This window comes from Paenibacillus paeoniae, assembly GCF_003388735.1.
In the GTDB taxonomy this organism is placed as follows: Bacteria; Bacillota; Bacilli; order Paenibacillales; family Paenibacillaceae; genus Pristimantibacillus; species Pristimantibacillus paeoniae.
In genome coordinates, this window is sequence record NZ_QUBQ01000002.1 from 389,332 (window position 1) to 412,595 (window position 23,264).

The 23,264-nt window shown below is 45.7% G+C and carries 13 protein-coding genes; 3 read left to right on the forward strand and 10 right to left on the reverse strand.

Translation table 11 applies throughout. The features are described 5' to 3' along the window. Window positions 1-66: 66 nt before the first annotated feature. Entirely contained in the window at window positions 67-639 is a 573-nt protein-coding gene (locus DX130_RS14120; RefSeq protein ID WP_116046432.1) for a hydrolase, read from the forward strand. A gap of 161 nt (window positions 640-800) precedes the next feature. On the opposite strand, the gene DX130_RS14125 is transcribed toward DX130_RS14120, so the two are convergent. Both DX130_RS14125 and DX130_RS14130 read right to left on the reverse strand, forming a co-directional pair. After that, window positions 801-2,849, reverse strand: a complete 2,049-nt coding sequence (locus DX130_RS14125; RefSeq protein WP_116046434.1) for a serine hydrolase domain-containing protein — start codon at window positions 2,847-2,849, stop codon at window positions 801-803. 259 nt (window positions 2,850-3,108) lie between these two features. Further along, on the reverse strand, window positions 3,109-3,408 hold the full coding sequence (locus tag DX130_RS14130) for a hypothetical protein (RefSeq protein ID WP_116047195.1): 300 nt from the start codon (window positions 3,406-3,408) through the stop codon (window positions 3,109-3,111). 558 nt (window positions 3,409-3,966) lie between these two features. Here DX130_RS14130 and DX130_RS14135 point away from each other — a divergent pair. Next, the gene (locus DX130_RS14135) at window positions 3,967-5,424 is read left to right on the forward strand and encodes a chitobiase/beta-hexosaminidase C-terminal domain-containing protein (protein ID WP_240644510.1); all 1,458 of its coding nucleotides are present in this window, start codon (window positions 3,967-3,969) and stop codon (window positions 5,422-5,424) included. A gap of 92 nt (window positions 5,425-5,516) precedes the next feature. Here DX130_RS14135 and DX130_RS14140 read toward each other — a convergent pair whose 3' ends face one another. The 5 genes from DX130_RS14140 to DX130_RS14160 form a co-directional block, all read right to left on the reverse strand. Next, window positions 5,517-6,254 carry a response regulator transcription factor gene (locus DX130_RS14140; RefSeq protein ID WP_240644511.1) on the reverse strand — a complete coding sequence of 246 codons (738 nt, stop codon included), beginning with the start codon at window positions 6,252-6,254 and terminating at the stop codon, window positions 5,517-5,519. Beyond that, complete coding sequence (locus tag DX130_RS14145; RefSeq protein WP_116046437.1) at window positions 6,217-8,364, reverse strand: ATP-binding protein; 2,148 nt, start codon at window positions 8,362-8,364, stop codon at window positions 6,217-6,219. Before DX130_RS14145 ends, DX130_RS14140 begins: the two co-directional genes overlap by 38 nt. A gap of 374 nt (window positions 8,365-8,738) precedes the next feature. Further along, window positions 8,739-11,048, reverse strand: a complete 2,310-nt coding sequence (locus tag DX130_RS14150) for a glycoside hydrolase family 95 protein (RefSeq protein WP_116046439.1) — start codon at window positions 11,046-11,048, stop codon at window positions 8,739-8,741. A 15-nt stretch (window positions 11,049-11,063) separates the two neighbouring features. Beyond that, a complete protein-coding gene (locus tag DX130_RS14155) occupies window positions 11,064-12,029 on the reverse strand; it encodes an aldose epimerase family protein (protein WP_116046441.1) in 966 nt (321 codons plus the stop codon). A 298-nt stretch (window positions 12,030-12,327) separates the two neighbouring features. After that, the gene (locus tag DX130_RS14160) at window positions 12,328-15,678 is read right to left on the reverse strand and encodes a DUF5107 domain-containing protein (RefSeq protein ID WP_116046443.1); all 3,351 of its coding nucleotides are present in this window, start codon (window positions 15,676-15,678) and stop codon (window positions 12,328-12,330) included. Between the two features lie 154 nt (window positions 15,679-15,832). Here DX130_RS14160 and DX130_RS14165 point away from each other — a divergent pair, with 154 nt between their 5' ends. After that, window positions 15,833-16,726, forward strand: a complete 894-nt coding sequence (locus DX130_RS14165; protein ID WP_116047199.1) for an AraC family transcriptional regulator — start codon at window positions 15,833-15,835, stop codon at window positions 16,724-16,726. A gap of 37 nt (window positions 16,727-16,763) precedes the next feature. On the opposite strand, the gene DX130_RS14170 is transcribed toward DX130_RS14165, so the two are convergent. The 3 genes from DX130_RS14170 to DX130_RS14180 form a co-directional block, all read right to left on the reverse strand. After that, the gene (locus DX130_RS14170) at window positions 16,764-19,316 is read right to left on the reverse strand and encodes a glycoside hydrolase family 97 N-terminal domain-containing protein (protein ID WP_116046445.1); all 2,553 of its coding nucleotides are present in this window, start codon (window positions 19,314-19,316) and stop codon (window positions 16,764-16,766) included. 29 nt (window positions 19,317-19,345) lie between these two features. Beyond that, window positions 19,346-21,442: an alpha-galactosidase gene (locus DX130_RS14175; protein WP_116046446.1), complete on the reverse strand. Its 2,097-nt coding sequence runs from the start codon at window positions 21,440-21,442 to the stop codon at window positions 19,346-19,348. 120 nt (window positions 21,443-21,562) lie between these two features. Next, complete coding sequence (locus DX130_RS14180) at window positions 21,563-23,176, reverse strand: extracellular solute-binding protein (protein WP_116046448.1); 1,614 nt, start codon at window positions 23,174-23,176, stop codon at window positions 21,563-21,565. Window positions 23,177-23,264 lie beyond the last annotated feature (88 nt).

Genomic DNA, 23,264 nt, shown 5'->3' on the forward strand with positions numbered 1-23,264 from the left:
TACTTATACCAACTGTTTCAGATTTCTAAAGATTGTCGAATTTATTTAATGAGGAGAACATACCAAATGGAAAAATTGTTGAATCCACAAAAAACAGCATTGGTTGTAGTCGATTTGCAAAATTGGATTGGCAATCAATATGCACCTTATTCCGCCGAGAAGGTGATATCTAACGCAGCAGCCTTGGCAGATGCTTTCCGTGAGTTAGACGCAATGGTTGCTCTGATCCGGGTATCGAGCAAGGATCTAAAGGATATCCCGCGACCCAAGCTCGATTCCCCTGCGCCACCACTAAATCTGCCTGAGGGATGGGATCAAATCGTCCCTGGATTGCGGGTCACCGAGACGGACCATATCATTACTAAGAAGCAGTGGGGAGCATTTTACGGAACGGAGTTGGATCTACAATTGCGACGCCGGGGAATCGACACCATAGTCTTATGCGGCATTGCCACTGGGTTAGGCGTGGATACAACAGCCCGCGAAGCGTTCATGCATGGGTATCAGCTCATATTGGCGATCGATGCCATGACCGGATTTTCCCAAGCAGAGCACGATCACGTAAAAAACTATATTTTCCCACGTATCGGACGTACTCGCACTACACAGGAAATCCTTTCAGCCCTTGCGGAAGCTTGAGCTGGAAACAAGGAAACAATTCCGGATCAATAAACCAAAACTGCTTTTCTGCTGTTTTGGTTTAAGGTGCTGACAATATGGAAAAAGGGGCGTTCCTCCGTCATCATGACTTTTGGAACAGCCCCCAAATTGTATATGAGTAGTCTATGTTAATCTATTCTCTATTTCACTAGCGTAATACCGAAGGAAGAGCCCGCATTTCCGGCAAATACGATATATCCATTCGCAGGCAACACGACTTCATTCTTACCGCTAATGACCGTATTATTGACCAGTGCTCCCATTTCATCGTATACCATAAAAGCACCCTTTTCCGGCATCACAACTACCATTTTCTTGCCAGCAGCTGCTTCTGGAATGCTGAACCATCTGGCATAACCATCAGCTTGTACCGTAGCTTTTGACGATTGGCCGTTATAGAGCGGCTTTACTGCGTCCTCGCTCATATACACGGATGATGTTGCTGTAAGGTACTCTTTACCGTCTTTTTCATAGAAAAGAATATTCAATGCATCTCGTCCTGCTACGCCAGGAATTTGATGCTTGCTCTCGGCAGTATTTGGACCTGTAATTTTCATATCATTGAAATGCCCACCGTTTGTCTGTATCATTGGTGGATTCAAGCTCATATAGGCGGTGGAAGTGAATTTTTCATTAACTGGAAAGTAGAACTTGCCTTCTCTTTTTGCCCACGCATCTGCTGTTTCTTTATTCAATGCTGCGCCTTCTAATTTCTCTGCTTTGTATTCGGAGTACGCAAGCTGCCCTAATTCAGGAACCGAAATATACTGGCTCATCCAGAAATAAGTACGTCCGTTGCTTTCCTTTACAAAACTAACCTTTGTACTGCCATCCTCATCGACAAAAGTTCCATCCGTGGTGTAAATAAATGTCTGAGCCGGAGCAGTCAATCCTGTCAGAACGAGCTCTCCGTCTTTAATAGCCGCATTCCACTGATCGCCTTGCGTACTGTAATTTCCGCCGTACTTCTCGATATCCTTTGGCATGTCAGCCTTAACCGGCTTTCCAAATGATTTTTCCGGTTTAATCTCTTTAATGGTGCCCTTCTCTTTCATCGCCTGAAGGAGCAGTTCACTCGCCAGCAATTGATTAATAGCCGCGCTCCCGCCTGAGGAAATGACTGCTGCAGCCATGTTCTGTTCTGGAAGCACGACAAGGGAGGCATGATACATCTGTGTATCTCCACCTTTAACAAGCGCTTTTATGCCATAATCATTAAACGGGAATAATCGCACGCTGTCCCAGCCAAGTCCGAAGTCCATCGAGTTATCCCCGTCTTTAGGCCAAAATCCCCTTCTAAACTCTTCTTGCTCCATTGCCTTTGCTGATTCGATAGAAAGTACATCTGGTCTCTGCCCAGTAAAGAGCTGAGAGAATCGAACCAAATCCTCCGCAGTAGAATAGATTCCGCCTGTTCCAATCGCATTGGTCGTTTCATTTGGCAGCTGACCCTCATATGCGGGAGAGTAAAGTCCGGCAAATTGGCCTGAATCCACTTTATTTTGTGGCGTCATAGTATGTTTCATACCCAGTGGTGCAGCAAAATGATGTTGAATGAATGCGGTGAATGTCATTTTGCTTACTCTTTCTACCAAAATCTCTGCCAGCGTGAATCCATCGTTGGAATAAACCGAAAAAGCTCCAGGCGCTGCTTTTAATTTCTGTGTAGACAATTGCTCAAGCAGGGTATCATGTACGTAGGTGTCTGGATCATCAAATAGAAATGCACTAGTTAAACTAGAACCTAGGAAACCCGATGAATGATTCAACAACATACGAGGGGTAATCTGTTTATAACGATCATCTTCCATCTTGAAATCCGTAATATATTGAACGACGGGAGTATCTAGATTGATCTTGCCTTCATCTACTAATTTCATGACTGCTGCCGCAGTAAACACTTTGCTCGTAGAGCCAATACCATAGATGGTTTCCTTCGTTAAAGGAATTTTTCCTTCTATGTCGTTAAATCCTGTTTGTCCCGATACTTTGATCACTCCATTGTCGATCAAGGCATACTGGACGCTGGGTACCCCATATTCCGTTATAATTACTGCCTTCTCGGAGGCAATCTGATCTAGTGTCTTTACAGAATTAGAAACTGTACTGCTGGAAGCCATTACTCCTGTAGGAATAAGCGGGGTCAGCACTAAAGCCGCTGCAAGCGTCCAAATGATTCGTTTTTTCATGTCACACACATCCTTCTGTCTCGTATTTTGATTGATTACGAATTTGCATGGTTCATTTCCAGCTTGTACTGATTCTCCTTTCTTACCGTATTCTAGCATTCCAGTCTTACGCGCTATTAAAGTTAACCTTAATTCTATCTGCATATGTATAAGTCAGTTAAGCTTGTGTTAAGGCAAGCATCCCACATGTATAAAAATAAGGCCCCTGCCAACAGCAGGAGCCTGATCAATTCATTGATGAAATAGACAGAAGCGACGATTATTCTACGCCGTCCTTGAAGTTATTACTGTAGTGCTTATCACCTTTATGCTCAAGATCATCAAGCGTTTTTTCAAGTGTTACAACGATGGTTTCCTTGACTTGTGTCAGTGTCTCATAAAATAATGCCTCTTCTGAACCAATAATTCTCACGCCGCTGATCGCTTGTATGGACTGAAAACGACGGTGTTCATCAGCAAGGACATCAATCGCAGCCAAAGTATGTTTCGTTTGCAGGAACAAATCTTTATGATGTTGTTCGACCAGCCTACGTTCCAGTTGTTCCATTCTTAAGTTCATGGGTACGATCTCCTTCACAATAAATTTTATGAGAGTATTGCAAGCAACGCCTTGGATTTCATTGTACAATTTTTTGCTCTCGAAAAACAACTGAGGTACAAGCTGTTGCTTCGTTTTGAGGAAAACTCCCTTTGACCGCTTAAATAGCTTCATTTTTCATATGTAATTAAGGAATACCTATTCCTAAATTGATCGTCATATTACTGTTCAGGAATTAACATTATACGATACTGAACAAAAAAGTCGGTTTCTCCGCCGCTCTTTAATATATCCTCAATACATGTCAACTATTAGTTTCTTCTGATCAACAATTAACAGTACTCCTGGCGACAAAATATTATCGGTTCATGAAGCAAAAGGAATTCTTGGCCAGATTGCAAACAGTCGGGCTAGATAAATATTAATCATTGCCAAGGCGCAAATTCATCACTATTTCCTGAACGACTGTATATAACAGCTTCGCGAACTTAAAGTTTTCTTTATGTTTCATAGATGGACTAATCAACCATGATAAGATTGAAGGTGGAAACTCGATATCATACTTCAGGAGGACAAACGATGAGGAAAAAAATGGTAGGATTATTGATGGCGGTGCTGCTATGCTTTCATCTTTCCGTCAGCTTTGCAGCAGGCGCAACGAAGACTTCAGCCGACTTTACAGACTTGAAGGATCTGGATGCTGCAACGAAAGCCAAGTTCGATGCGTTGATCTCCGCTGGTGTATTCGACGGTGTGAGCGAAGGCAATTTCGGTCTCAAAGAAGAGATGAACCGGGCGCAATTCGCCAAGGTTGCAGCGTCGATTTTCGATTTGAAGGTGGATACGAGCGTAACGACCTCTTCATTCAAAGACGTCAAAGCCGATGACCCATCTAACGGTTACGCTTTGCCTTATATCGAGGCTGTTAAAGCTGCCGGCATTACAGATGGTTATGGCGAGGGGAGCTACAACCCTGCCGGTAAAGTGACGAAGGAGCAGCTCGCGACGTTCCTTATTCGCGGACTCGGCAAGGACACGGACGCCAAGACCACGCCAGGCGTTAACGACGCCACGGTATCCGATTGGGCGAAAGGATATGTTGCGCTTGCGCTGAATTTGAAAGTGCTGTCCAATGACGCCGACGGTAAGTTCGGCGGTACGACCAACGCAACGCGCGATTTGCTTGTGCTAGGCTCATATGAAGCCAAGGGGCAATACGTAGCACAGGTAGAACAGAAGAAGAAAGAGGAAGAAGAAAAGAAGAAGGAAGAAGAGAAAAAGAAGGAAGAAGAAAAGGAAAAGCAGGAAGAGCAGATTTGGTATCCAACTTCGCCGCCAGTACAAGCTACCGTTGAGACTCCTACCGCGCTTCCTGCAGGCGGTGCTGTCGTGTCAGATACGCAAGTATCGCTTAGCGCAACGGGGGGCGCAACGATCTACTATACAACAGATGGCAGCACGCCGACGAGGACGAATGGCCTCGTATATAGCGCTCCGATCGTAGTGGATAGGGCAATGACGGTTAAAGCTCTTGCCGTACAAAACGGTAAGAGAGACAGTGGTATCTTGTCAGCGTCGTACACGATTAGCGTACCGAAATCGGCACTGGATTCCATCAATGAAGCGTCGGAATCCGGTAACTGGACCGATGTGAATGTGACGACTTTTGGCGATGCAGGTGTTACGGGTGTCACACTAGAGCATCTAGCCGCCATTAAAATCTCATTGGAAATCGATTCAGCACCATATCCAAGAACATTGTCACAAATTCAAGCGATTGTCAGCGAGACTATTGAGACACTTATGGTAACTGCAATCTATGATTATTTAAATCCTTTCCGCGGTGAAATTGCTCCTACCTTACAAGTGTTCACCCTTGCTGGTATAACCGGAGTGACAGCTTCGAACCTTGATGAAATCTTAGCTGAACTTCGTTGGGCCTATCAGGATAGCAGATCCGGTCAATTTGGCACAACGCCAATGTCTACTAAACAAGATATCCAGAATGTTGTTGACCGTTTGCTTATTCAACCTTGAGTTGAAGACCGCTCGCGAACGAGAAAATCATATTTTCTGGAAAAATAGCGGCGTAAGGGAGGTGATCCCTGCGCCGCTATTTATGAATGAATTCAATCTCTAGGTTTAACAACCAACATATATCCGCTCCCTCGAATCGTTATGATTCTCTCAGGATTGGCAGGATCAGTCTCGATTTTTTTGCGTAAATTACTGATGTGTACAGCGACCGTTCTCGTATCCTCCAGACTATCCATTCCCCAGATAAGCTGAAATAACGCATCGACACTGACCACACGATTAACGTTTTGTGCCATATAGGACAGTAAACTGAACTCTTTTTTCGATAAAAAGATAGCTTCACTGCCCATGATGACGGATTGTGCATAGAAATCCAGCGTCAAACCTGGCAGCTCCAGCAGTTGTTCCCTTCTGCCCGTCGACGCTCTGCGAAGATGAGCCTTGATCTTGGCCATGAGTACTCCCGGACTGAACGGCTTGGTCACATAATCGTCGCCGCCATAGGATAATGCACTAATTTTCACCTCGTCTTCCTCAAGACTGCTCAGAAAGACGATCGGCGCATTCGTATAACTGCGTGCGTTCATACACCAATCAATGCCGTTTTCATTAGCCAGCAGTACATCCAGTACAATCAAATCCGGCTCGAAGGACGGGAGCAGCTTCATGGCTTCTGTCCCGCTATGACTGCAGGATGATATGAAACCCTCCCTCTCGCAATATACCTGAACAATCTCGCATATATGGGGATCATCATCGACGATCAATATTTTATGAGCGTTCACGACGCTGTCACCTTCCTTCATGTACAATACAAGGAAGCGATACATAGAATATCGATCCCGACTTGCCGTCGCTCTCCGCTCGAACCGTCCCTCCATGCGCTTGTACGATTTCCCTGCAAATCGCCAGCCCGAGCCCGTTGCCCTCTACTTCCTTCTCCACGCCAGGTCGATCATACTTATAATTGCGATCGAAGATTTGCTCAAGCTGATCTGGAGGAATACCCATGCCAGAATCTTGTACGCTAATTATGGTGTAACGGGTATCATTCACCTCGTCCACAGCCAGAGCAATACGCACCAGCCCACCATTAGAGGTGAACTTCATCGCGTTCGACACTAGATTAAACAAAGCCTGCTCTAATCTTTGCGCATCCATCTCGACAACAGGCAAGTCAGTTCGTTGATCTTCCGCATCTCCGATATCCAGTATGAGATTGAGCCCTGCGTCACGCACGACCAGCTCATATTGTTCATAAAAGCCACGCAAGAAGTGACTCACATAAACCGGCTCCATTCGGTACGAGACTTGTCCCGTCTCCAAAAGCGACAAGAAGGACAACTCCTCGATCATGCGGTTAACTCTTATCGTGTTATCCCGGATATACTTCAGGTACTGTTCATTACGTTCCGGCTTGACCCTGTCCTGCACAGCTTCTACATAACCAAGCATGCTGGACAACGGCATACGCAGATCATGCGTAATATAGGCAAGGAGCTTCTTCCTCCCTTGCTCGGAGTGAAGCAACCGGTCATACGAAGTGCGGAGATCATTGTGAGCTGCGGATAAGGCCTGTGTACGTTCCTGCACGGTCCTCTCCAAATTCATATTCATTTCAGTCAGCTTGTTGTTAGCGTCCTGCAGCTCTCGTGCAATTCTCTCCTCGTTCGATGCCGCCCTCGTAAATCTTGAAGAGAGCAGAATCATCTGCGCGATCGTAAATACCAACAGACCAAGCGGAGATGTATTTCCAATGAGCGACCATTCGTTGTAATATAAAAAATCGTTGATAACCGTAACTAAAGCAACCACCGACACCAACAGGAAGATCAGCGCTCCCTCTTTACGCCGCACAGCCGAGTGGACCAGCCCAACCATCAGATACACCATGTGCAGAACAACGATCACACCGATAATCAGTAGTATTTTTGAATAGATTAGTGCAGGGGTCACCGCAACAACTAGACAGAGTGTGCCAGTTGCGATCCGGCTGCCAAGACGAAACCATCGCGACACATAATTCGGGAAAATGTAATCAAAATACTTTGTGATGATGTAACCACCGATGCAAAGAATCAAATACTCGATCTTGAACTGCAATTCCCACGGAAAATGAGGAAACAATTGTGTAATCATGAGCTCGCCAACCAGCAACGACCGGATACCGAACAACAGGGTGAACAGACCAAAATACAATGTAGCCCTGTCTTTGCGTCGCAGGACAAACAACAGCAGATGATACACGCCAATCACTAGCAGGCTTGCGGTGATGAACATTTCAGCGGCGATTCTCAGATTTGTCCTGACCGTTAACACATCGCTGCCGCCAAGCTCTATATACTTGGTGATGCCGCCTCGCTTATGATGGAAGTTGGCTACTTGCATAACCAGCTCCACCCTATCATTCTCGGGCTGGAAGAACACCAGCTTCGTTGACAGAAGCGGTGTCGCGCCACTCTTGTCCTGACCAACAACACCAACTTCTTCCAACAGCTCATCATTAACCCATAATTTATACGCATGAAAAATGGTAGGCAGCCGTAGAGCAAGTCGCTCATTCCTATCCTGCTCGCTAAGCTCTATGACCACCCGAAAGGTTGCAAAGCCTGTACCGGGCAGTTGCTGACCATCTAATCGATAGCCTAGCCAGGAGCTCGGGATGCTAATCCAGTGGTCATGATTTCCGTCCCTTGTAGAACGAATCTGTATGTCCTCAGGCGACAGCAGCTCTTGCCAGTAAAAAGCCCACTCCCCGTTTAACTTTATCGGATTCTCACTGACATGAACCTGCGTTATATCCAGAATGCCTTCTTCACTTTGGAATTTAGGGGAGTCCGGTGCAGAGATGACGGCATAGCTTACAACCAACCCCACAACAATTGCAGCAGCTATATAAAGCAAGATAGGACGAGAACCGAATCGGAGAATACCCCTCATGATGAATTCGACTCCAATCTACAAAATTCGCAATAATGATTATCTAAATAATAACATCATTAAAGGGAAATGTACCCTGCAAATATCTGCGAGGCGTTGAACACAAACAACACGACGAGGTCTTTTTTTGAAAATAAGAAAAACCCGTCCCCTCGGACGGGTTCATTAACGTGAAAATCCAAGTTGTATGCAAGAAGACACAGCCTTTTACTACTACTTTCTACGAGAAACACACCTTCAGCGGCGTCGAGGTTCAGCACTTATATGAACACATTAAATTAAAGTTAGGAGAGTTGGGTAGGGCTTTTTCTAAATGTCCATTAAAGGGGGGCAGTAGTCCGTGTTCACTCTTACTGTGTCTTTTTACTAAATCTCTAGACCATATGCAATTGGTTATTGAAGCAGTATGTACCTCCCGCTTCCAGATTGACAAATATCCTATCATTCCCAAAACGTATGAATATACTGCCTTTGGTATGCGAATAAATGGTCGCTTCTACCAATTGGCCATTCTCCCAGGACACATCCACTTCCATGTTGCCTTTCGCTTGCAATCCCTTGATCGATCCCCTCGACCAAACCTCTGGCAGTGCAGGCAACAAATGAATTTCTCCATTATGACTCTGTAGCAGCATCTCTGCGATCGCAGCAGTCCCGCCATAGTTGCCATCAATAACAAAAATGTTCGTCTCCGCACCTGCGATCCCAGGTTTGGAGTACGTTAATAAATTATCAAAACATAATTCACCGATTAAATGTCCAATATGCTTGTGCGCACGATCCCCGTCATGCAATCTGGCAAAATGGAGGCCAAATAGAGCGGCTGTAAATTCAATATCCTCTAGTTCATCTTGCAGCATTCTGTTCTCTAACGTAACTCTTGAGGCAGCGCTCAATTCCGGCGTCCCTTGTGGAGTGATTTGATTACTAGGATATAATGCGAACAAATGCGACAAATGCCTGTGCTCTGGCTGTGCTTCCTCATAATCCTCCAACCACTCTTGCAGCTGCCCCTTCTTGCCTACTTGCAATGGAGGCAAAATCGCTATGGCATCCGTTAACTGCTTCTGCAGCTCCACATCTCTGTCTAATAATTGTGCTGATTTCAAACAAAAGGTAAACAAATCACGAACTAGCACTTGATCCAAGGTAGATCCCATCGATAATTGCTGAACACCCTGACTCTTATTGCTTGGATAGAAATGATTTTCAGGTGAATTGGATGGCCCAGTAACCAACCAACCGTAGGAGGGATGAATCGTCATATAATCCAGGAAGAAAGCAGCTGCCTCTTTTAACACGGGATAAGCTTGCCCTTCCAAAAATGTACGATCTAGCGTATAGTCGTAATGCTCCATCAGGTGTGTAGCAATCCATAGCCCGCCGGTCACATTAAGTCCCCATGACGTGTCCCATCCTGGTGCCGTGAATCCCCATGCATTCGAGAATACGTGCGCTACCCAGCCTTCGCTGCCATAGAAATTACTCGCAGTAGAACGTCCTGCATGCGAAAGCTCCTCAATATAACGCATTAATGGCAGATGACATTCGCTCAAATTGGCTATTTCGGTGGGATAATAATTCATTTCCGTATTCGTATCCAAATGATAATCACAGCTCCACTCCATACGAGAAGCTTCACCATCATTCCATATTCCCTGTAAGTTCAACGGCAATGGAGAGTCCGCCCGCGAGCCTGCAATCGTCAAATATCTGCCATATTGAAAAAATAAAACAAACAAATCAGGATCATCGATTTGCCCCTGTTTGAACAACTGTATTCTTTCATTCGTAGGCAGAGAGGATTGTGCGGACGTACCCAAATCCAGATCAACTCGTGCATAAAGTTCACGATAGTCCAATATATGATCCTCTCTAAGCTGTGAATATCCCTTGGCAAGTGCTCCTTCTACTTGGCGCTTGGCATCTTCCTCCCAAGGGGCTTCTCTTCGGTAATCCGTATTCACTGCAAAATACACCCAGGCTTCATCGGCTCCCGATACAACCAGCCCTCCCGCTTCACTGCGGAGAGTGCCGCCGGATACTACCACCTTTATGAGACCTTCACTCCATACGCCGCATGTACCATCACTGTGTACTTGCTCCGTAGCCTGGCCTCTGAATGTTAGGGTGTCGTTGTTCACTGTCTCCGTTTGGAAGGCTTCTGTACGCCCTTCGATACCCAACGTGAAAGAAACCGAACCCGGATGATCTCCCCATAAACGGGAAGCCACGAGATCATCCGCATGTGTAGCGAAAACTTCACGTCGGATGGTATGGCCATTCACCTTGTAGGATGTATGCGAAATAGCCTCATCCAAATCCAGCTCGCGCATGAAGCTATCGGAATCAACAACCGTTTCGAAATGAAACTTTATATCACACAGGGGCAGGTTTGTTCCAAAATTCATTTTTTTCGGCTGCAACACTTGTTTGGCAAGTCTATCTCCTGTTGGATAGTCTCCCGCAAAAAAATGCTTTCTCATCTCTTCAAGGTCAGCCTTCCCCTTAGACGGGGTAATGGTTGCTTCCGATTGTCCCGACCAGTAGGTTACTTCAGTCATGCTCCATGTCTCTGAATCTGCGCCCCCATAAATGACAGCACCCATTCTTCCATTTCCGAGAGGAAGTCCCTCTGACCATTTCGAGGCGGGTTGTCTATACCATAGTTTATATTTACTCATAGTGCACTCTCCTTGTTATCTATACTCTGAATCGTGCATTCCAGTCGCCAACTCGATTTCCAAAAACCATTCATAAGTACCGTGTGCTTCTACAACAGCAACAGACTTGTGCTCCATTGCATAAGATAAATCGTCCAGGAAGCCGGTAGCCGGTTCGATCGCCACATGATACTGTCCCTGATATCCGCCAGCATTCGCCCAGATGGACAGGTAAGGAACCTTATCTTTTGGAAATAGCATCGTTAACTGTTCTCCTGTAACCGGGTCGAAAAGCGAGGCCTTCCCTTCGGGCAACTCACCTTGAAAATAATACTTCTCTGCCGTGCGAGCCGTGGCCGCTTCCACCACGTTCAATCGTATCTGTTCTTGATCCCCATAGGGGATTGGCCACTTCTGGACATCTCCCCTCTGGCCCAATCGACCATCTTGTGAATAGGAGACAACAATGGTATTCATTTCGCGGGGTACTATCATTTCCATCCCTTCTTCAACTTGAAACAGCGGATGGGCTGCCCATAAGAACGAAAAGGGAAATGGGCTAAGATTTAGAACCGAATAATCAATCCGTAATCGCTGTTCTTTCGTAAACGAATAGGTTTTCTTCAGATGATACGGCATCCTCACCCCATATACATCGCAACTGAGTTTTCCTTCATGTGCGATGACATGCCAAGGAATCGACCACACCTCTCCATGATCAGGCAATTGTACCTCCTGCCAAGGAAATTCCGGATACTGGCATACATTAATCGTCGGGAACATCTCATCCCAGCCGCTGCCGTCACTATCTGCGAATGAACTCGCATACCCATTGTTGCCAAGCGGGTTATCTGATCTCGATAACCATTCTCTTCCAGTCTTCAGATTTTTCAATGAAATGACTTTGCTCCCTAGATTAGCAGCAATCGTGAGTTCTATGATTGAGTTCGTACCTGTCCATACCACTTGGTCATCCATCTGATGTTGTTTCCACTGCAACATGGTTGCTTTCCCCTTTCTCCTCTGATAAATATGAGAAAACCCCTATCGAGGCCTTTCGTAGATGAGCGACCTGAAAGTTTGCAAAGCAAACTCACTTCGTAAGCATCGGTAGGTTTTATCGCCAATAAGAATTTTATATTTCGTCACCCCGAAACTTATAAATTCTTATGTGGTGAGAAAACCTCTATCACAGACATTCTTGAGGAACGACCGTATGTAGAGGCAGCTTTGCATATTTTGGATTATAGTAAAAATCACTCAAGAACGCGGTTCAACAGCGTTCTTGAGCATAATTAATTTATGAAGCACCCTGAAGCGCAAGCTCCATATGAATGGCAGCACCTTGATGGTTCGGCTCGAGTTCAAGTGCCAGCTTAAAGTTCTTCACCGCTTCTGCTTGGTTTCCAAGACCTAAATGACCCAGCCCCATCATGTAGTAACAATGGATATGATTCTTCTTATTCAGATCCTCATCAAATACCAGGAAGTCTGGTAAAGATACTGCGAAATAATCAATCTTTTGATCGATGAAGATATGTTGTTCTCCATAGTCCACTAGCTTGTTGAACCGGCTGCGAGCCGCTTTCTCATGACCCAATTGACGTAAAGCAACACCTTGATAGAAAATCATGTGCGGCGGTTGGTCATTATAGTACATCGCGCTTGTCGGTTCATCCAACCCTTGGGAAGCTGCCGCAAAATACTGCATAGCTTGCTCCTCTTCTCCAAGCTGTTGATGAGAGAGACCTAAGTAATAATGGATGTTATTTTCTTGGGCCCCTTCTAATTTCCCCTCATTCACATTCAACGGGTACTGCTTCGCTGCGAGCAATTGCTCTATTGCTTCCATCGCTTGGCCTGTTTCTAGCAGCTTCTTCGCCCACTCTACTCGCGCTAACACATATTGTGTCGGCACTTTACCTTCGCCGCCTTCCCACGGGTGGAAGTTGCGATTCATAATCAACGCAATCGCTTCTTCATGACGGCTCAAGGCGTTGTGCAAGGTAATATACTCCAGGTACAAATCATCACGGATGATCACTAATTCCTTGTATTGATCCAATTGGGCTAATCGTTGCTCCGATGGATAATTAAGCTTCTTATACAATTGATCCAGCTCGTAAAATACTCGAGCGTCGGATGTATTCAGAGCAAATGCTTTCTCTAAGGCAGTAAGCGCTGCATCTGAATGATGCTTTTTATTGAAATAAGCTAAAGCCAAGTTACGGTATACGGTTGCAAATGTATCATTCAACGCTACGGATTTCTCCCAGCAGGATACAGCTTCATTATGTCGCTTCTTATCAAACAACAAGTTGCCGAGATAGTAGGGTGCCTTTGAATCATTCTCGCGCAATGCTGTCACATGCTTCAATACGACATAATCCTGAATCGAGTTGGGGAAGCAATACGCAGGATTCGCTTCCTCCGCAAGGCCATAATAGGAATCACATGCAGCGGGATTGTTACACTTCATGTTCAAGTACCCTTGATAGTAACGAACCATTGGATACACGTTGCCGCTTGTACGTTCAGCAATGCGGCCTAATACATCCAGCGCTTCGACATATTGCCCAGCATCCGCATAATCCTGTGCAAGCGCAATATAGTTATGCGCGTCGTCCCGCATCAGGTTCACTAATGTTTGCTTCGCTTGATCTGCTTGCTCTTGATTGCCGGATTGCTCATAGATGTAGATCAATTCATTCTTTGAACCGAATTCAATCGGATCAAGACGTATGGTTTCCTCTGTCAGCCCCTTTGCTTCAGCCAGACGATTGAGTTTTCTCAGAATAACGCTCTTCAGATTACGAGCTTTGTAATTGCGTTGCTGCATCGTAAGAGAACGGTCAATCAGTTCAAGCGCTTCTTCATATTGCTGCTTCTCACTAGCAATTTGCGCTAGCGCATAATACCCGGTTGCTTGCCATGCTGCGGACCAGACTGCCTTATAGAATGTCGTGAACGCTTCCTCCAAGCGGCCTTGCCATTTCAAGGTTTTCCCTAAGTTGTAGAACGGCTCACTGTCATAAGGTCTTGCATTATGGCGAGTCAACGTCTCAATCGCTTTTCTAAAGTACACTTCACTCTCTTCCAGCAGCCCTCTGCGCAGCAGCAATAATCCGTATGCGTTATTCAGGCGAATATCGTCTGGATCACGTTTTAATCCTTCCAAATAATAAGCGTCAGGCTCATACGTAGCATGACGATACTGCTCCAAGTGAAGACCTGCTAAATATAAAGCCTCTGTATTCTTCAACTCTTCCGGCGCGCCGATCGCTTTCGCCGGAGCTGGCGTTTGCTCGATTCCCTTCGGCTTCGGCTGATACGAGATCAGTTCTCTGCCACTTGCAGTTAAGACCGTAAGGATTAAATCTTCCTCAAGTTCATTCTTATCGATCTCCATTTCAGCCAAGAATGTATCAACGGGTGAAAGCTTAAGCGTCTTGTCCAAATACGTTTGACGAGCGCTTTTGAGAATGACATGCGCATCCTCGAATACCGAGGTTGCATAGACATGTACGGTCGCTTGTTGACCGGTCACTTCCAAATTCACAGCCGCATCAATAGAAGCGTTCTTGACCATGCCGACTTGTTTGTATGGCATAAAATATTGCTTAAAGCTCTTCTCTTCATACGGTTGAAGCCATGTGAAATCGGGTTGGTTGTCTGTGTAGACACCGGTCATTAGCTCAATGTAAGGACCATCTTCATCTGTTAAATTACGATCCCATGCTTGACCAAATTCGCCATGCCCCCATGTCCATTGCTTCTTGCCTGGCGAGACATGTTTATTCGCAATATGCAGCAGCCCTGCCTGGACTTTATGATCATAGCCGCCAATAAAATTGTAATCTGACTGATAAGCCATATAGGATGTAGGTACGGGAATATTACTGTATTTGGAAATATCAACGCCTTCTGAGTAATCCATCTTGTAGTACGTTCCGGTTGCAATTGGAAATTTGGATACATCACGTTTCCCATGATCGAATACGGCATGTACATCGGGAGGAAATACCGATTGACTATGATCATTGGCAGCCAATGCCGGATTCGCCCACCATAGGAACGTCTGAGGCTCCGGTGTGCGGTTGTACATTTGCGCATGGATCTCTAAGTAAGCTTTTCCAGGGTACAGCGTGAAGCCTGTTGTTACTTTCGTACCGTACATCCGGTCGATTTCGCCTACCCATACCGTTTTACTGCCATCCTCGTTGGCCTCTATGCTGTATTCAACAGGTCCATACGTATTGGGACGGTGATGCTGCGGCCAGTTAAATTCAATACCGCCTGAGATCCATGGTCCAATCAGACCAACTAATGCAGGCTTGATCACTTGATTGTGATAGACAAAATCATAGTTATTCGTCTTATCGATCGCTCTATAAATTCGTCCGCCAATTTGAGGCATCATTTGAATTTGAACGTATTCGTTTTCCAGGTACACCATTTGATAGGGCTTCATAACCTTATCATCATAGATTTTATCAATAACTGGATGAGGATAGACTCGGCCTGAACTCCCCTGGTAGACGCGTTTCTCCAGAAACATCGGATTTTTATCTGGCTCCCCTACTTCATAAGTAGGAATTTCAATCCTTTCTTCCCATACCTTAACTTCGTCTTGTTGTGTCAATTCGCTCATCCCTTCGTATACAAGATGTATATTCGTTACTCTTATCCTACGAGGTTTCATCACTCAAGACCATTCACTATCAAATGAAGATGATGGATTATATTATGATTTTAGTTGCGTTTAAGAGTTGACAAGCGTTTCTGGAAAAAGCATAGTGTATATTATGGATACTATGAAAAAACAAGACGGATTCATGTCCCAAAAGTTGATTGTGCTGCCTGATGATATTATTGCCGAATACGCGACTCACCCGCTCATTCGTCCACTGTATATAACCGATATAGGCTACTTTCCGCAGGCACTGCATCACTACCGTGAACGTCCTGCGGGCAGCGCTGCTTATATCGTTATGTATTGTATGGCTGGTGAGGGCTGGGTTAGCCTGAGTGGTCAGAAGAAACAGATCCTGCAGAAAGGCTCCGTCATGGTTATCCCAGCAAATATGCCCCATGAATACGGCTCCTCGGAAACCAATCCATGGACTATTTATTGGTTTCATATGAAAGGAGAGAATGCCGATTCCTTCTTTGAAGGCATAGATCAATATACGATACCAACACAGGTATCCGTTGAAAATTCCGCCAAAATCATCGAGCTGTTTCATCAATGTTATGATCTTCTGCAGAAAGGCTACTCCCTCAACCGCATTATTTATGTCTCGCAACTGGCATCTCATCTCGCGGCGCTCATACGATTCTCGCAGCAACAACCCCATGTGCCAGGGAAGCAGAAGAAAAAGCACGATCTGGAGCTCTCGCTCCAATTCATGAGCGATCACTTGGAGCAGAATATATCCCTACAAGAATTAGCGGATCAAGCCCATTTGTCGGTTCCGCATTATACGCATGTGTTCAAAAAAACGACAGGCTACTCCCCCATCGATTACTATTTACGACTTAAGATTCAACTCGCATGCCAATATCTGGACCTGACCGAGCAGAGTATTAAGGAAATTAGCATTCGCCTCGGGTTTCAGGATCCCTATTACTTCTCACGACTCTTCAAAAAAATAATGGGGAAGGCTCCCCTCGTGTATCGAAATACACGAAAGGGGTGACTTCCCCCATTCTTTTCCCGCTTACGTCAAAGCCTTCTTACTCATCTGCAATAATAGCAAAACCGTATATATGAACGGCCCGGCCTTCATCATGGTATAGACGGAATGTATTGCTGCCCGCTTGCATCCAGATGCGAATTTCACGCTGATCTTTGATATCCCAAACAGGGAAGCCCCAGCCGGCTGTGCTGTGCAAATTGGTTTTGTACGTATGCGCTCCTCCGTTAAGCTCTATGCTGAGGTCTCTGCTTTCCCCTGCACAGTAGTCAAAGCGCATTAAATAATAGCCATCCCTAGGCACCATAATACGGTCAAACTTAAGCTCGCCACCATTGCCAAGACCTGTAACCTTCTCCGCGCCTGCTGCGTCCAACACAAATTCTGCGCCACCGCTCAGGCTGCCTTTTCCAACAGGAACATACCATTCTCTTGGCGGATTGTTATCAATAATATGGATTCTTTCCAAAGCCGGCACCGTTCCTGCAATACGCTCCAAGACCAACGCGCACTCGCCGCCAGAGAAAGGAAATATTACATCTTTGGTCATGAATATTTTATTAGAGCCGCTTTGCGGCATGGCCATGTCCACTTTGTTGATTCCGTCACTGACTCGCAGTGTCCAAGGCTCTGTTGCTGCATAGAACAGTCTTATGGTATGAGGCGTATCCGTTGTTTTCACTGAAAACACAAGGCTGCCATTCAGCAATACCGCTTCCTGTTCATTCTCATAAACGACTGGCTCGCTGCCTTGCCGAGTTTGTCCCGCTGTTGCCAAGTACTCGGTTCTTGCATCACTCATGTAACCGGAACAAATCCCTTTTGGCAGGTCAGAGATTTCTTTTGTGATATAAATGCCGGCACCGCCGCCTTTCAGCAGTGGAAGCTCTATAACATCAGAAGAAGTCACTTTGATGCGCTTCACTTTCATCAATTCGCCGCTGTAGTCATCCTCATAAATATCAGCTTCAAACTCACCTTCAGGCAGGAAATCCATACTCAGACGCAGGATCATCGCTTCGTCTGTAATGCAGCCAATCAACCAATCTTCTTGGGAACGGCGCATAATGGCTGCATGATGGCCTGGAAAACCAGACAACACCTTGATCTCATCGTAAACAGGCTTCATGCGGCGTAAAAAATCAGTCCCTTTCCATGCTTCCAAATAATAAATGGATGCTGCAATATGGGCCGCGCCTGATTCATAAACGACGGAAAGCGCCATTTGATGCCCTAGCGTGGTATTGCGGTTTTTGTTCGAGAATCCGGTCGGCGTATAATCCATCGGACCGATGACATTGCGTGTAAACGGAACCGTACAATTGTGCCTTGCGTCCGGCAAGCCGCTCCACATATAATGTTCAATTCCCATAATCCCTTCTGCCGTCATAAAGTTCGGCCATGTGCGTCCTTCGCCCATACATTTGGTTGACCCATGGAAATTAATCATCAACCGATGTTCCGTCATTAAGTTTGCAATCATTTCATATTGCCACATCGTATGCTGAGAATCGTTCTGGAAGAAATCGACCTTAAGCCCGTCTACCCCGCAGCTTGCCCACAACGGAATTTTCTCTTGCGCTTTTTCAGGGGTGTCGATATACTGCATGGCGCTCCACAGCCATACGACTATCCCTTTCGAGTGGGCATAATCGCACAGCTCTTTCAGCCACGTAATATCCCAGTCCGCATCCACGGTGAGTCCTTCAAATCCGACCGCTGCCGCATAATCTACAAAGCGCTTTTGCTCTGTATATAGCTGTGCGCTATTCATATATTCCCACCAACCCCATAAACAACGCCCCGGCTTGATCCAGCTTGTATCTTCCATGACAGAAGGCGGATTCAAGTTATAGTTGATGGTTGTATTCACCAATTCGTTTAAGTCGTCTGTCACCACAATGACGCGCCAAGGAGAGGCGAACGGAAGTTTACAGGAGAGCGGTCGCCCCATTTCTTCCGGAGCGAATTCCAAGGACATGCTTCGCTCTCCGGCTCCGCGCAAATGACAAGAGCAATAGCTGCCATCCGTGTTGTATACCTCTGCTTCTGTAATCATGACCCAGCCGCCATTGTCAGCGTGGAACAAGCTTGGCATCCCGTAATCTCTGCCTTCTTTGTCTTCCCAGCCGGTACGGTCATAGGTACCCTCATAACTGTTCACCCAATGCTGCAGCCACAATTCATTGTAGGCCTCTGCCAAATTAAAGTTTGTTGCTTCACGTAATACTTTCATCGGTTTTTCTTCATTAGACAGTACTTGATAGCGGAAAGCAGCCCCATCATCATAAGCACGCGCGCACAGTACAAACGTATAAGCGCCACACTGGAACTCTAGCATCATCTCATTCGCATGATTCTCATAAACTGCTTTTTTACCCGCTGGTATGGAATAGTTCTCGTCAACAACAGCACGAGCTTCCTTTACAAAACGAAAGCCTCCTGTGAAATCCTCCAAATCACTTTCAAAGCCAAGCTTGCTTTGCTCAATTGCCGCTTGGCCATTGCGCTCAACCGCGTACCATAATTCCTTCTCGGCATTCTCAAACACTGTGAAACTAATAGCATGATTAGGCGAATACAGTTTCCACATAGATGCAATCCCCTGTCCATTCGTATTTTTTATTCCGGCAACAAGCGCACCATACAACTTGCATAATCATGGTTAAGTGTAATCGTGAGACCATTGTTCATCAAAAACGCGCCTGAATAGTTCTGCTGTTGCTGCCCTTCTATGTCGACCCGATAACTAGTTTTCGCATCCAGCCCTCTTGGACGAATCGTAAATGCTGTGCGCCAGCGAGAGGGATGATCAAGGAATGCAAACAATACGCTTTCTTCTCCATTCTCGTACTGCACGGCCTGCAATCCATCCACCGGTAACGAAGCCAAGCGGTGTAATTGCCCAAACTGAATAATGGAACGAACTTCTTTATAGAGCGCCACATATTTGTTCAGAAGCTCCATGTCCTCTACCGTACTCTCATTCAAATTAAGTCCAATGCCAAGCGCACCGCACATGGAGACATGCAATCGGAACAACAGCGGCATGGCGCGTTTGCCATTGCTTCCTGAATCCGTCACCCAGGCGCGCATATATTTGATTGGATATAGATAGCTATACCCTTCTTGAATAGACAAGCGGTCCAGAGGATCCGTGTTATCACTTGGCCAGAATTCGTCAAAGTATGGCATAGCGCCATAATCCACGCGGCCGCCGCCGCTTGCACAAGCTTCCCACTCTACCTCAGGATGCAGCGCCCTTAACGATTGAATAATATGATAAAACCCCTTCGTATGCCGATACCAAATGGTTTTAAATTCACTGCGATCCAACACAGCAGAAGCAACCTCGCTTATCCCTCTGTTCATATCCCATTTGATATAGGAGATATCATTCTCCGTAAGCAACCGATCAATCTCCGCAATGATATAATCCTGTACATCTTGCCTTGTCAGATCAAGCATATACTGGTAACGCCCTTCCATCACCGGACGACTTGCGTAATGATACACCCAGTCCGGATGAGCGCGATACAAGTCACTGTCGGGATTCACCATCTCAGGCTCAATCCACAAACCAAATTGCATGCCGTAGCTCTTCAGCTTTTGGGTCAGGGGAGCCAGTCCGTTTGGAAACTTCACTGTGTTTACTCCCCAATCTCCGAGCCCCGCATGATCATCGCTGCGCTGTCCAAACCATCCATCATCCATGACAAACAGCTCTACACCGATTTGTGCAGCCTTTTCGATAAGCTGAAGCTGCGCCTGTTCATTCACATCAAAATAGGTGGCCTCCCAGGAGTTATATAAAACGGAAAGCGGCTTATCTGCCAACGGCTTTGGCATGACATATGCCCGTGAGAACTCGCCCATTGCATTCGACATTCTGTCAAACCCATCCGGTGAATACCCCAGATACAGAGCCGGTGTTTCCAGAGCTTCCCCGCCTGCCAATCGCCATTCAAAGTCGGTATCACTCATCCCCGCCAAAATATTTAAATATTCGTAGGGTGTTTGCTCCAATACGATTTTGAAATTTCCTGACCATGCCAGTGCCCCATAATAGACCTCTCCGTATGTTTCTCCCGCATTTTGATGCAGAACAAAGCTCGGATTCGCTACATGACCCGTTGCACCGCGCAGACTTTCCAACACCGTTTTTCCGCCCGTAATTTTTTGCTCGAAAGCATCAAAATCAGCATTCCACATGCCGTTAAAGTTTTTCAGATTCCAACCTGCTCCAGGCAACGAACATTCTCCCGAATGCAAACGCTCCACAGAAACGACTTCGGTTCCACTGTTTTTCACGGTGCGACGCTTTTCAATAATATCTACCTCTTCATACACCTTGTAGTGCAAGGACATTTGAAGCGGATATACCGTATCTTCCAGAATCACGGTGAGTTCGTCATTGTCAATCGTATGCCCCGCATAACGATAACGAAAATCTCTGACACCATCGGCAAACGTTACTTTGAAAGAAGTTTCTTTGAACCGCATGGTTCCAAAAGAGGAGCATTCTTCTCGCTTGACATCATTGAGGGGATGAAAACCTTGCTCCCATATATAGGGCTCATTCTTGAAATCCTCAACCGAATCTATGCGTGCACCCCAATAGAGATGCCGCAAGAGTCCTTCCTGATCTACACTAAAGCTATACGAGCAGTTTCTTGTGTTTAACAAAAAAACATTGTTTTTTCCTATGATTATAGCCATCTTATATGTCTCCTTAGAAAGCGAATTCACATTCTCCTAGATTAAAATACACGGGGCAGGGTACAACTTGTCGCACTCCGCCCCGTCATCATAGCGAAACTTTCTTGAATTGCTACATGCTTAATTCTTTTCGGCAGCGTTGTACAAATCCATACGAACCTTGTAGTTAGCTGTATAAATATCTTCAATCTTCACTGCATTATTGGCTTCTAGCTCAGTAATCATTTTTGCATACATACCGTCAATTTCACCCTGTGAATTTGCATACACCATAGAGGAGAAGCTATTGTCGATAATATCCTTGATTTTTTGCTCACTCAATGCGTCGGGTGAGCCTCCCTTTGGACCTAGATCATCATAAAGCGCAGTATCCCAAGTGGAACCTTCCATTGATTTCAGTGCATGTTGATTCACATTATCTCTGTTGTAACGGAACATTAAGTCATAAGGAGTGCCGTCTTCGCCCAATCCATTCTTAACCATCCATGTCCATTTTCGTGCGCCTGTTGTTTTTGAGAATTCTTGCCAGTCAGCTCTAATGGAATCGAGCGCTTCTTGCGTCGGTACATGAACGCCGTTCTCTATATTCCAGTTCATGCCTTCTTTACCCCACATCAGCAAATACTGACCTTCTTCGCTTGCAAGGAAGTCTAGAAATTTGATCGTTTCTACCGGATGCTCATTCGCTACTGTAATACCAATACCGTCCCAACCCAAGGAGCTGCGAGGTCCAAATGTTGTTTTTTCCGGATCAACGCCTGGGGCCGTTACTTTAAACCCGTAGAACAGTTGATTGGTATCCTCGCCGTGTTGAGCGCGGAATGCCGTGTTGGCTTCATTCACGATACCGCCCGCCGTCGCAAACACACGTCCGCTGACTGTTTTCTGCTCATAGTTTTGAGCTTTATTGATGCCCCATTCACGGTCAAGCAACCCTTCTGCATAAAGAGTGTTGATGAACTTTATCATTTCTAAGTAACGCGGATCTCTTACTATAAACTCAAGCCGGCCATCTTTCTCATAATACGTTTTCATCCCATACATCGCCTTGAATGAACCAATGATAGTAGGCATATGATCGGCGTTCACGGTCATCGGTATAGAAGGATTTCCGTCTACAGTTGGATATTTCGCTTTAAATTTTCTTAGCAAGTCCAGAAATTCATCCTGTGTAAAGGAATCTCCGGCCAATGCGCGCTCGCCATATCCGAACTCTTCAAGGATATCCATACGCATATTGATTGCCCAGTTTGGATCTGGATCCAAGCCGTACCAGTTGTTCAAGTAATAATTTTTGCCATCCTCATAGACGCTTTTGGAAAGCACGTCACCATAACGCGCCTTGATGTTCGGAGCGTGCTCCTCAATCAAATCATTCAGCGGAATCAATGCTTTACCGGCAATGTATTTGTTCATGGTTGCTTCACGTCTGTCAATGACAGCAATATCAGGCAAATCTCCGCTGACTAACATCAAATTCAGTTTCTCATCCGGATTACCGGTAGGTTGCTGAATCTCAATAAAAACACCTGTACGTTCTGTAATTTCTTTTGCAACAGGGTTAGTAAACGGATCGCCCACATTTTTGTCAAACAACGTTAATGTAATAGGCTTCTTCGTTGTACCGTTTGCTTCTCCCCCTTTGGGAACGTTTTCATTTTTGTCTCCGGTACTGCATGCGCTCATAAGCATAGTGCATGCAAGTAGCGCTGCCATAACGATTCTTTTTCTCATTCTGATACCCTCCTATGAATGAAATAGCTTCTTGAGCTTCCAACTTGCTTCCCTCTGCTTATGCAGGGGGATATATATTTCAACCATA

What these genes read in the sequence shown, in the direction of transcription:
- DX130_RS14175 (WP_116046446.1), bottom strand. Translation starts at nt 21,442, where the DNA reads ATGGCTATAATCATAGGAAAAAACAATGTTTTTTTGTTAAACACAAGA.
- DX130_RS14130 (WP_116047195.1), bottom strand. Translation starts at nt 3,408, where the DNA reads ATGAACTTAAGAATGGAACAACTGGAACGTAGGCTGGTCGAACAACAT.
- DX130_RS14160 (WP_116046443.1), bottom strand. Translation starts at nt 15,678, where the DNA reads ATGAGCGAATTGACACAACAAGACGAAGTTAAGGTATGGGAAGAAAGG.
- DX130_RS14125 (WP_116046434.1), bottom strand. Translation starts at nt 2,849, where the DNA reads ATGAAAAAACGAATCATTTGGACGCTTGCAGCGGCTTTAGTGCTGACC.
- DX130_RS14170 (WP_116046445.1), bottom strand. Translation starts at nt 19,316, where the DNA reads ATGTGGAAACTGTATTCGCCTAATCATGCTATTAGTTTCACAGTGTTT.
- DX130_RS14120 (WP_116046432.1), top strand. Translation starts at nt 67, where the DNA reads ATGGAAAAATTGTTGAATCCACAAAAAACAGCATTGGTTGTAGTCGAT.
- DX130_RS14180 (WP_116046448.1), bottom strand. Translation starts at nt 23,176, where the DNA reads ATGAGAAAAAGAATCGTTATGGCAGCGCTACTTGCATGCACTATGCTT.
- DX130_RS14165 (WP_116047199.1), top strand. Translation starts at nt 15,833, where the DNA reads ATGGATACTATGAAAAAACAAGACGGATTCATGTCCCAAAAGTTGATT.
- DX130_RS14150 (WP_116046439.1), bottom strand. Translation starts at nt 11,048, where the DNA reads ATGAGTAAATATAAACTATGGTATAGACAACCCGCCTCGAAATGGTCA.
- DX130_RS14140 (WP_240644511.1), bottom strand. Translation starts at nt 6,254, where the DNA reads ATGTATCGCTTCCTTGTATTGTACATGAAGGAAGGTGACAGCGTCGTG.
- DX130_RS14155 (WP_116046441.1), bottom strand. Translation starts at nt 12,029, where the DNA reads ATGTTGCAGTGGAAACAACATCAGATGGATGACCAAGTGGTATGGACA.
- DX130_RS14135 (WP_240644510.1), top strand. Translation starts at nt 3,967, where the DNA reads ATGAGGAAAAAAATGGTAGGATTATTGATGGCGGTGCTGCTATGCTTT.
- DX130_RS14145 (WP_116046437.1), bottom strand. Translation starts at nt 8,364, where the DNA reads ATGAGGGGTATTCTCCGATTCGGTTCTCGTCCTATCTTGCTTTATATA.